Genomic DNA, 6,860 nt, shown 5'->3' with positions numbered 1-6,860 from the left:
CGGGGGGTTCTGCTCGGCCGAGCCGCGCGGTGCGGGTAGCGGCGGGATCGTCGTGCCCGGCGCCACGCCGCCCGACGCGAGGTCCGGTGTGGAGGGGAACAACGACGGCGACGACACCTCGGCGTGCGACGGGCCGGAGGCCGAGCCCGTCCCGGAGTCGTACGGCGGCACGGTGGCGGTGGTTCCGGTGGGCCGCACGGCTCCGGTGAGCAGGTCGGTCGGGACCACCACGCGCGCGATCACACCACCCTCGATGTCCTCGTTCTCGCGCAGGCGCACCTCGATGCCGTGTCGCTTGGCCAGCCGCGCGACCACGTACAGACCCATCCGCCGGGTCACCGACACGTCCAGGTCGGGCGGGTCGGCCAGCCGGTCGTTGGCCTCGGTGAGCTGCTGGTCGGACATTCCGACCCCGCGGTCGGTGATCTGCACCGCGAGCGAGTTGCGCCGCGTCACCACGGCACGGACGCTGATCGCCGTCTCCGGCTCCGAGAAGTAGGTCGCGTTGTCCAGCAGTTCGGCGAGCAGATGCACCAGGTCGTGTACCGCGCGGCCGTGCACGGACACCTCCGGGATGGTGCCCAGCTCCACTCGGGAGTACTGTTCGATCTCCGAGACCGCGGCACCGATCACGTCCGCCGCGGGCACCGGTTTGGACATCGACTTGGTCAGCCCCGCCCCGGAGAGCACCAGCAGACTCTCACCGTTGCGGCGCAGCCGGGTCGCCAGGTGGTCCAGTTCGAACAGACTGGCGAGCTGGTCCGGATCCTGCTCGTCGGACTCCAGCCGATCGATGATCCCGAGCTGGCGCTCCACGAGCCGCTGACTGCGGCGGGAGAGATTGACGAAGATGCCGTTGACGTTCTCCCGCAGGAGGGCCTGCTCGGCGGCCAGCCGGATCGCCCGCTCGTGCACCACGTCGAACGACCGGGCGAGCTCGCCGATCTCCTCCCGTGTGTGCACGGGCACGGGGGTGACCGCGTTCCGGGAGGCCTCGATGGGGTTCGGGTCGGCCAGGATGCGCCGCACCGCCTCGGGCAACCGGACGTAGGCGACCTCCAGTGCACTCGACCGCAGGTCGCGCAGCGGGCGGGCGAGCGCGCGGGCGACGAGGAGGGTGAACACGACCGCGGCGATCAGCGTCGCCAGCGTGATCGCGAGGAACACCCACGCGGTCGTGGTCGCCTCGGCGGCCAGTTCCTCGTTGTGTTCCTTCAACCGATCCAGCAGTTCGACCTCGACCGCGCGCATCTTGTCGACGGTCAGGATGCTGTCGGCCCGGAGCTGGCTGCCGTTGATGCCCGGACCACCGGGCCTGTCCGCACCGTTGTACGCGGTGGTGATCAGCCGGGCGCGATTGTCCACCTCGGCACCGGACACGCTGTCCCGGTAGAGCTCCTGCTCCCCGATCCTCGCCTCGGCGACCAGGGCCTCGACGGCGGCCTCCGCTCTGGCTCCCGCACTCCGGGCTCGGTCGAGCAGGTCGGCGACGAATTCGTCGTACCCCACCGCCATCTGGAGTACCGCGTTCTGCCGTGCGGTGTATTCCTTGATCTCGTTGATCTGCCGCACCAGGTCACTGCGGCGCAACAGTTCCTGATCCGCCACCAGCGGATTGATGCCGCTGCCACCCACGAACGACTCGATGATCGAGTTGTAGATGGTGTAGGCCGACAGCGCGGGCAACGGGGTGGTGTCGATCTTCGTCCGCAGTGCGGACAGCCGCTGGAGCCCGTGCGAGAAGACGGCCGCACGTGAGGACTCCCCGTCGCCGGTATCCGCCATCTCGGACAGTGCGCGCACCGCGTCGTCGACCCTGGCCCGTTGCCGGTTCACGCCCTCGGACCCGACCGGCGCGCCGGACATGGCCGCCACCATGAGGGTGCGTTCGCGTTGGATCTCGTGCATCAGCACGGCGACGCGCTCGGCCACCCCGATCTGGTCGACACCCTCACGGAGCTCGCCTGCGTCCGACAGGGACTCGCTCGCGCGCAGACCACCGAAGATCACCGCGGTGAGCAGGGGCACGATCAGGACCACGGCCATCTTGTAGCGCAACGGCCAATTGCTCAGGCGCCACCGCCTACCCTGCCCGTCACCCTCCCGGCCGGAACGGCCCGGTCCGTCCGACGTGTCCCCGACGGCCGCCTCGTTGTGTGCGACCCGGTCCTGGTCGGAGAGCCGCCCGTTCTCGTCCGGGATCTCACTCTTCGGCACCGATCTCTACCACCATTGTCGTCCGAGCCGGATCCACCGCCGGCTTCCTGAGCCGAGCACTTGCTACGCACTGCACGCGTTCATGTGACCGCCTGTCACCCCCAGTGGACGCCAAACAGCGGAAGCATGGCGTCATCCCCCCACACGGGTCAACACACGGACTCAGCACACCGAAGTACGCCATGTCGTGGTCTGTTCCACCCACTCGCCGTGTCCTGTCACTACTTCGGGGGGCTCACTACATCACGGGAACACAGGATGTAGCGAACACCGTGACACCGACGTAACCCTGATTGATCAATCGTTGTCACGTCCGAGCTGGCCCTCACCGTGGTGGCAGCGATCAACCGCGCGCGCAGCTGGAACCAAGCGTTAATTAGACCACACGCGCGTCCACCCGATCGAGTGGTGCAAAGCACTCGATGATTGCGACTCGGCACTCATTGTGATGAGGACGATCAATCTCTACAGTAGCCGTGGCTCGCTGAGCGATCGGGGAGGTGTCGCGCTCAGTCAGCGCCTCACCCACGCAGACAACCGGCATATCGCCCCACCGAGGAGTGGCATTGCTTCGACACGGCACCACGCGAACGCACTCGAGACGCGGCCGGCTGGCCGCCGTCATGACCTCACTGGGTCTGCTCGCCTCCGTCAGCGGTTGCGGGCTGCTCGGCGGGGAGGACGACTCCGCGTCGTCCGGCGGCGGCGACTCCGACCTGGAGCGGTCCTCGATCACCGTGGCGCATCTGCCGTCCATCGACGTCGCCCCGCTGTACCTGGCGCAGGAGAAGGGTTACTTCGCCGACGAGGGCCTCGACGTCAAGATCGAACAGGCCGCGAGCGGGCAGGCGGCCACCCAGAAGATGATCGGCGGGGACGCCGACATCGTCCAGTCGAGCTACGTGCCGTACTTCCTCGCCCAGGCCAAGGGCACCGCCGAGGTCCGGATCGTGGCCGACGCGGTCGCCGCGGCGCCGGACACCTTCAGCCTCGTCGCCAGGAAGGACGGCGAGATCACCGGCGTCGAGGACCTGGAGGGCAAGAAGATCGCCGTATCGGCGACCAACACCATCGCCGACACGATCGTCAAGTCGCTGATGAAGACGAACGGGCTCGACTACGGGTCCGTGGAGTGGGTCCAGGTCTCGTTCCCGGACACCGCGGCGGCCGTGGCCCGGGGCGACGTCGCCGCGGGCACGCTCATCGAACCGTTCCTGACCAGTGGTGCCCAGGAGCACGGCGTCCGCCCGATCGCCGACGTCGCCACCGGGCCGACGGAGAGCTTCCCGCTCGCCGGGTACGGGGCACTGGCCGAGTTCACCGAGAACAACCCGAAGACGGTGGCCGCCTTCCAGCGCGCGATGGAGAAGGCGACCGCCGACGCGCAGGACCGCTCCGTCATCGAGCCGATCATCCAGAAGACGGCGAAGATCGACGCGGAGACGGCGTCCCTGGTCAACCTGCCGACGTTCCACTCCAGCCTGGACGCCTCGCGTCTGCAGCGGGTACCGGACCTGATGGTGGAGTTCGGTCTGGTCGACTCGAAGATCGACGCCTCCGCGATGATCGCGCGTCCGAACGCCGACTGACGTGCGTCCGGTCGTACGGAATCTGGCCGGCCTGGCCGCATTCCTGGGGCTCTGGGAGTGCGCGGCCAGGTCCGGCCTGGTACCGGCCACCGACGTGCCGCCCGCGTCCGTCGTTCTCGGCCGGACCGTCGAGATGCTCGGCACGGAGCCGTTCCTCCGGGACGTCGTGGCGACCGTGCTCGCCTCGGCCCTCGCCCTGGGTATCGCGGCGGCCGGGGCCGTCCCGCTCGGCCTGGTGCTCGGCAGTCTGCCCCGGGTCCGCAGCGCCACCATGGCACTGGTCGAGTTCCTGCGGCCGATCCCGTCGGTGGCGCTGATCCCGCTGGTACTCGTCGCGATCGGCGGCGGTCCGGAGGCCAAGATCACGCTCGCGGTCTACGCGGCGGTCTGGCCGATCCTCTACAACACCATCTACGCCTTCGACGAGATCGACCCGCTGCTGCTCGACACGGCCCGGTCGTCCGGCGCGGGCCGGATCGCCACACTCGTGACGGTCGCACTGCCGCACTCGGCACCGTTCGTGTTCACCGGCATCCGGATCTCCGCCGCCATCGGGCTGATCGTGGTGGTCTCCACCGAATTCATCGCCGGAGCCGACGTCGGTATCGGCAGCTTCGTCCTCGAAGCCGCCGCGGGCGCGGGCCGGATGGACCTCGTCCTCGCCGGGACCCTGGTCGCCGGCGCACTCGGCTACCTGGCCAACGACGGACTCGAACGCCTCGGGGCACGCCTGTTCCGCTGGCACGCGGCCACGGGGACGGACTCCCAGGAGGCCGTGTGAGCGACACTGAACCTGCGCTCACAACAGGCCGACCGGGTGCGGGTGCCCCGCAAGACACAGGAGGCCGTGTGAGCGACACTGAGCCAGCGCTCACAACAGGCCGACCGGGTGCGGGTGCCCCGCAAGACACAGGAGGCCGTGTGAGCGACACCGGGCAAGCCCCGGCGGGCCGGGCCGGCGAACCGTTGCGGGCGGTCGGGCGCGGTCTCCGGGCGCTGGTGACGAAGTGGTCGGTGTTCGCGGCGGCCGTGCTGCTGTGGGAGCTGGCCACCGCCGCCGCGGACAGCCCGTTCTTCCCGCGGCCGACCGAGATCGTGGGCACCGCCGTCGACCTGTTCGTCTCCGCACCCGCCGCGGAGGGGTTCCTCACGGCCACCGTGTACGAGGACGTGCTGCCCAGCCTGGGCCGGGTGTTCGGCGGCTGGGCGATCGCCGCCCTCGTGGGCGTGACGCTGGGAACCGCGCTGGGCCGGTCGCGGACCGGAATGGACTACGTCGGGCCGCTGTTCGCGTTCCTGCGGGCGGTCCCTCCCCCGGCCCTGATCCCGGTGTTCCTCGTGCTGTTCGGCATCGACAACACCATGAAACTCGTGACCATCGTGTTCGGCGCGATCTGGCCGATCCTGCTCAACACGGTCGACGGCGTGCGCTCGGTCGGCCCGCTGCAACGGGAGACGGCGCGCTCGTTCGGCACGCCGCGGCGTTACTGGATCACGATGATCGTGCTGCCCGCCGCCGCCCCGAAAATCTTCGCGGGGCTCCGGCTCAGTCTGTCGCTGTCGTTGATCCTCATGGTGATCGCGGAGATGGTCGGGACCACCGACGGCATCGGCTACCAGCTCATCTTCGCCCAGCAGAGCTTCGAGTTCCCCACGATGTGGGCGTGGATCGTGCTGCTCGGCGTGCTCGGCTACGGCCTGAACGCCCTGCTGCTCGCGATTCAGCGCCGCCTGCTGCGCTGGTGACCGGCTCGGTGCGCACGTCGAGACGAACAGGAGTGGTGTCATGACAACCATGCTGGCGGTGTCCGGCCTCCACCACCGCTATACGGGCGGGGACGGCCCGCACACCGCGGTGCGGGACCTGACCTTCACGGTCGGGACCGGCCAGCTCGCCTGCATCGTCGGGCCGTCCGGCTGCGGCAAGTCGACGCTGCTGCGGTGCCTCTCCGGGCTCGTCCGCCCGAGCGGCGGGGCGGTGTCGCTGCACGGTGATCCGGTCGACGGGGTTCCCGACGACCTCGCGGTGGTCTTCCAGGACTACAACCGCTCGCTGTTTCCCTGGCTGTCGGTGCGGCAGAACGTCGAGTTCCCGCTGCGGTGGCGGCCGATGAGCCGCGCCGAACGGCGCCGCCGCGCGGAGGAGGCGCTCGAATGGGTGAGCCTTGGCGGGGTCGGCGCCAAGTACCCGTGGCAGCTGTCCGGGGGCATGCAGCAGCGGGTGTCCCTCGCCCGCGCACTCGCCCGCCGCCCGGCGCTGTTGCTGATGGACGAACCGTTCGCGTCGGTCGACGCGCAGACCCGGTTCGAGCTGGAGGATCTGCTCCGCGACGTGCAGCGGCAGAACGGGAGCACGATCCTGCTGGTCACCCACGACATCGACGAGAGCGTGTATCTCGGCGACCGGGTGCTGGTGCTGTCCCGCGCGCCCGCGTCGATCGTCGCCGACCTCACCGTCGACCTGCCCGCCGACCGCGACCAGATCACCACCCGGGAATCGGCGGAGTTCGTCTCCCTCCGCGCCGAGGTCGCCCGACTCCTGCACAACCCGACCCCGACCCCCTCCCCTTCCCCGTCGGGTTGACCGTGAAGGGCACATTCCCTGCGGGGGATGCCGGGAAAGTGCCCCTCGCTGCCTCCGGCGCGGGGAATGTGCCCTTCACGGCACCACGGACGGGGCGCGTACCCGGTCAATCCGTCCGCGCGTGGCGGCCGCGGCGGGCGCCGCGTTGCAGGCTGGTCATGCGTCGGCGGACGGATTCGGGATCGCGGCTCACCGCGGGTGGGACCTCCTCCGGCGGACGCACGTGGGCACCGTCCCTTCGTGGCGGCCCGGGCACGATCCCGTCGATGTGCAGCTCATCGGTCCGCTCGGTCGGGCCCTCCTCGCCGACGTCGGCCCCTCCGTCCGTCCCGCTCCCGGGGTCCGCGTCCGGGAACCACCGGGACAGCACCGCCTGGTAGGCGGGGAGCCGGTCGGTCGGGACCTCGTCCTCCAGCGCGCCCGGGGCGTCCTCGTCGGCCACGGCGGCCGGGTCCTCCGCGGTGCCCGCG

Annotated in this window: 5 protein-coding genes and 1 pseudogene; 4 read left to right on the top strand and 2 right to left on the bottom strand. The window is 70.1% G+C overall.

What is annotated here, in order from left to right; all coding sequences use genetic code 11:
- On the bottom strand, positions 1 to 2,217 hold a 2,217-nt coding region (locus tag SACHA_RS21240; protein ID WP_051110150.1), incomplete at its 3' end, for a sensor histidine kinase.
- Positions 2,218 to 2,783: 566 nt separating this feature from the next.
- Here SACHA_RS21240 and SACHA_RS0109335 point away from each other — a divergent pair.
- The 4 genes from SACHA_RS0109335 (at position 2,784) to SACHA_RS0109320 (ending at position 6,390) form a co-directional block, all read left to right on the top strand.
- Positions 2,784 to 3,806 (top strand): ABC transporter substrate-binding protein, encoded by a 1,023-nt coding sequence (locus tag SACHA_RS0109335; protein ID WP_028663030.1) that lies wholly within the window; start codon positions 2,784 to 2,786, stop codon positions 3,804 to 3,806.
- A 1-nt stretch (position 3,807) separates the two neighbouring features.
- The gene (locus SACHA_RS0109330; protein ID WP_019809163.1) at positions 3,808 to 4,587 is read left to right on the top strand and encodes an ABC transporter permease; all 780 of its coding nucleotides are present in this window, start codon (positions 3,808 to 3,810) and stop codon (positions 4,585 to 4,587) included.
- Positions 4,588 to 4,727: 140 nt separating this feature from the next.
- Positions 4,728 to 5,552, top strand: coding sequence for an ABC transporter permease (locus tag SACHA_RS0109325; RefSeq protein WP_019809161.1), 825 nt, complete (start codon positions 4,728 to 4,730; stop codon positions 5,550 to 5,552).
- Between the two features lie 40 nt (positions 5,553 to 5,592).
- Entirely contained in the window at positions 5,593 to 6,390 is a 798-nt protein-coding gene (locus tag SACHA_RS0109320; RefSeq protein WP_028663028.1) for an ABC transporter ATP-binding protein, read from the top strand.
- A gap of 106 nt (positions 6,391 to 6,496) precedes the next feature.
- On the opposite strand, the pseudogene SACHA_RS26090 reads toward SACHA_RS0109320, so the two are convergent.
- Positions 6,497 to 6,860, bottom strand: a pseudogene (locus SACHA_RS26090) (nitrate- and nitrite sensing domain-containing protein); the annotation flags it as partial.

Origin of the sequence: Saccharomonospora halophila 8, from assembly GCF_000383775.1 — a bacterium.
Lineage (GTDB): Bacteria > Actinomycetota > Actinomycetes > Mycobacteriales > Pseudonocardiaceae > Saccharomonospora > Saccharomonospora halophila.
Note: the sequence above shows the minus strand (reverse complement) of the source record. Positions and strands in the feature narration are given on the sequence as shown.